The organism is Flavobacterium sp. TSSA_36 (assembly GCF_051547165.1).
Lineage (GTDB): Bacteria > Bacteroidota > Bacteroidia > Flavobacteriales > Flavobacteriaceae > Flavobacterium.
On record NZ_JBPTTP010000016.1, the window covers coordinates 1 to 3,682 of the forward strand.

Annotated in this window: 3 protein-coding genes; 1 reads left to right on the top strand and 2 read right to left on the bottom strand. The window is 39.7% G+C overall.

Annotated features, from left to right (window positions below; translation table 11 throughout):
- Window positions 1-809: 809 nt before the first annotated feature.
- Together ACSVH7_RS15030 and ACSVH7_RS15035 are read right to left on the bottom strand one after the other, a co-directional pair.
- On the bottom strand, window positions 810-1,640 hold the full coding sequence (locus ACSVH7_RS15030) for a BRO-N domain-containing protein (RefSeq protein WP_438067500.1): 831 nt from the start codon (window positions 1,638-1,640) through the stop codon (window positions 810-812).
- Between the two features lie 449 nt (window positions 1,641-2,089).
- On the bottom strand, window positions 2,090-2,623 hold the full coding sequence (locus ACSVH7_RS15035) for a hypothetical protein (RefSeq protein WP_438067501.1): 534 nt from the start codon (window positions 2,621-2,623) through the stop codon (window positions 2,090-2,092).
- A 79-nt stretch (window positions 2,624-2,702) separates the two neighbouring features.
- Between ACSVH7_RS15035 and ACSVH7_RS15040 the strand changes: the two genes are divergently transcribed.
- Window positions 2,703-3,533: a hypothetical protein gene (locus tag ACSVH7_RS15040; RefSeq protein ID WP_438067502.1), complete on the top strand. Its 831-nt coding sequence runs from the start codon at window positions 2,703-2,705 to the stop codon at window positions 3,531-3,533.
- Window positions 3,534-3,682: the final 149 nt, after the last annotated feature.

The window sequence follows — 3,682 nt, forward strand, 5'->3', positions numbered from 1 at the left end:
TGTCTTAACGATTCCCCGTTTTGGAATTTGCCTTTTGGCTTTTGCCTTTTGGCTTTTGAATTTTGCCTTTTGAATTTTGCCTTCTGCCTCTTGCCTCTTGCCTCTTGCCTCTTGCCTTCTGCCTTTTGCCTTCTGCCTCTTGCCTTCTGCCTTCTGCCTTTTCACCATTTTACATCTTCTCAGCAAAACTATGTGAACAGTAAAACGGCTATGCCTTCTTTACCACACTATGCTCCTATGATACTTCTATGTGGTTAAAAAAAACAAGTCATCCCTCACACAACACTTTGCTACCCTTGCGTAACCCTTTGCGCCCCTTGCGGTTAAACCACCCTCTTTTCAAAATAATTCGTGCATTCGTGGCTTTCCCCGCACAACACTTTGCTTCTCAGCGCCTTTGCGAGACATCCTCTTTCCAAATGCAATTATACTGACCACTAAAACCTGACCACTGACCACTCCACTTATATGCCCTTCAATGCCTTACATGGTTCAATAACACCCCCGCTGCATAAAAAACTTACTTTCTCAATGCTGCAGTTGAATAACGCCCTTCATCCATAAACCGAATCACTACCTGTACTTGTTCGGTTACTTATTCGGTTACTTGTTCGGTTGTAATAGTTGAACCTAAATAAAAAGTGGTCGCTACGGAATCAAAATCCAAATAGTACTCCGGTACGCTTCGATTATAATCTAACCTTACTATTCCTCGGTGCCCTGTCAGGTACCTTGTATCTTGTTTGTTCGTTTTTTATAGTAAAAACCTTGGGCAAAGTTTAAAAATTTACCATAGGTGCTTGTTGCTGCTATTCGTTTGATTTTAGTTGCCCCATTGACTTAGCATTCAATGCCGTTACTACTTTTTTTCCTGTTTTAGCTTCCAACTCTTTCAAAGCCACTTTGGCAACGTTGCCTCCTTGCTGTGCCACTAATTGATTGGCTTCAAAAGTTTCAGGGTGTACTGCCTGAGAAATATCTTTGGTAGAGGCTTCGGCAAGCATATTCAAGATGAGTTCCGTATTAGTCATGTTATCTCTAAGGTTTTCTTTTTTCAACCCTTTCAAAACCTTATATTCTTTAGTTGTTTTATCCGACCAGGCTTTGGTGATGATGTCTGTAAGTGTAGCAAATTGCACGCCTTCTTTTAGTCCTCTTTTTTTCCATTCGTCTGTTAGTTCTTTGCGTATCTCAATACTTTTCAGCCTTTGGTTAATCCAGTTTTCCGAATACCCCAATTGCAAATAGCGCGCTAAAGCCCTATCAATAGAAAGCTCAGGATCTTGCATTTCGTCCAACCGCTCCGAAGCTATTTGTGCCAGCCACAGCTTGAAAGGCTCTGCTTTTGGAGAAGGAATAGATTGTATCAATCGAAAAAGCTGCTCGGTATCCGCTACATCGGTTTTATAATATTTACCATCCGAAGATTGCATTTTCAGTTGTACGATATTCTCGTACAACTGACTTCCCTCCTTAGAAAGTTTCTTTTTAAGATCCGACCAATATCTTTTAGGAATAGTACTCCCTGTTAATACCTCTATAGTATCCACAATAGAAAAATACCATAGCTCTTGCTCAGCATCCCAAAGGGTTCTTACTTTTTTTTCTTCAAATAACTGTAAGGCTTGATGTTTTGTCATAAACGAAAATTTAAAAAATAGAAACTTAAAAGTACTAAATAAATTTGTTTTACTTCATCACAATAAAAACCACCCAGCCTCTTTTCAAAACAATTCGTGCATTCGTGGCTGTTGGCTGTTGGCTTTTGGAATTTGGCTTTTGGCTTTTGGAATTTGGCTTTTGGAATTTGCCTTTTGCCTTTTGAATTTTGAATTTTGAATTTTGCCTTTTGGGTTTTGGGTTTTCACCATTTTACATCTTCTCAGTAAAACTATGTGAACAGTAAAACGGCTATGCCTTCTTTACCACACTATGCTCCTATGATACTTCTATGTGGTTAAAAAATAAGTCATCCCTCACACAACACTTTGCTACCCTTGCGTAACCCTTTGCGCCCCTTGCGGTTAAACCACCCTCTTTTCAAAATAATTCGAGCATTCGTGGCTTCCCCCGCACAACACTTTGCCTCTCAGCGTCTTAACGATTCCCCGTTTTGGAATTTGCCTTTTGCTTTTGAATTTTGCCTTTTGGATTTTGGATTTTGGAATTTGGCTTTTGGCTTTTGAATTTTGCCTTTTGGAATTTGCCTTTTGCCTTTTGAATTTTGCCTTTTGAATTTTGCCTTTTGCCTTTTGAATTTTGAATTTTGAATTTTCCCTTTTGAATTTTGCCTTTTGCCTTTTGCCTTTTGCCTTTTGCCTTTTGGATTTTGGATTTTGCCTTTTGCCTTTTGGCTTTTGAATTTTGCCTTTTGAATTTTCCCTTTTGAATTTTGCCTTTTGCCTTTTGAATTTTGAATTTTGCCTTTTGAATTTTGAATTTTGCCTTTTGAATTTTGCCTTTTGCCTTTTGCCTTTTGAATTTTCCCTTTTGAATTTTGCCTTTTGCCTTTTGAATTTTGCCTTTTGCCTTTTGCCTTTTGCCTTTTGGATTTTGGATTTTCCATATTCGTAGCCATCCCCCACAGCAACACTCTTAGGACATTTGTGTCAAAAAGTGACATTTATGTCGTTTTATGTCAAAAAATGACATCCCTCTAAAAAACGAAAAACAGTATTTAATATCTTGCATTAAAAAAAGTTATGGCAATAGTAGAAGCACCCTTCAAAATTAAAGGTACGATAGACGATATCAACTTTTTTATGAACAATGAAATCAATCGTGCACGAAAAAAAGCAGAATCGGCAATGACCTCCGAAAAATATTGGAAAGAACCCAATTATCATGGCGTAAGAATGCAAGGCAAACAAATGGGACTGTGCTCCAAAACTTCCAAAATTTTTCGTCTAATAACGCATGCCTTTAACAGTAACGCGAAAGACGGCAGTTATGCAGGCCGAGCCAACGCCTTATTCTTGAATATCGCGAAAGAAGACCATAAAAATGTACGCGGCTCCCGCTTGGTGACAGAAGGCATCAAAACCAAATACGGACGAGAACTCCTACTTGGCTTTGAGAGCAATAAATTGCGTCCCCTTTCACTAGTGCTACCCTCCAAAAAATGGGAACGCAATGACAATAGCTTTACCATTCCAAAATGCCTCTTGGAAACCGACATCAATTGGCCTGAAGAAGCCACCCATGTAACCTTCAATCTAGCCATTGCCAATTGGAATATCGAAACCAACCAATTCACCACAAACTATGGTGCACCCCAATTCTTTTCCAAAACCGATACGAAACAAGAAATTACCCTTACCGTCGCTCCACCTAAAGAAGAAGACCTCCACCTCACTTTTGTATTTATCGGCTTTTCCAAACAACTAGGCAGCAGACACATCCCGCTCCACCGCAAAAACAACACGGCTACCCTCATCGGATACCGCTATTTTCCCTTGCAATCCGACGAATCCCCTGCCGCCCCAGACGAAACTCCTACCGAAAACTTAGCCCCTCCTTTTTCCTTTGCCTAATCCTAAACAAAAAACCCTTTCAGAGTCTAAAACTCAGAAAGGGTTCAAAATAATTCGTAAATTCTTCGCCATAAAAAAAACCGCGCCCATCCGCTTCATCCGTATCCATCCGCGTCCCATCACACAATCCTTTCAAAAACAATTCGAGC

Coding starts and splice junctions, on each gene's coding strand:
- ACSVH7_RS15035 (WP_438067501.1), bottom strand. CDS start 2,623: ATGTCACTTTTTGACACAAATGTCCTAAGAGTGTTGCTGTGGGGGATG.
- ACSVH7_RS15030 (WP_438067500.1), bottom strand. CDS start 1,640: ATGACAAAACATCAAGCCTTACAGTTATTTGAAGAAAAAAAAGTAAGA.
- ACSVH7_RS15040 (WP_438067502.1), top strand. CDS start 2,703: ATGGCAATAGTAGAAGCACCCTTCAAAATTAAAGGTACGATAGACGAT.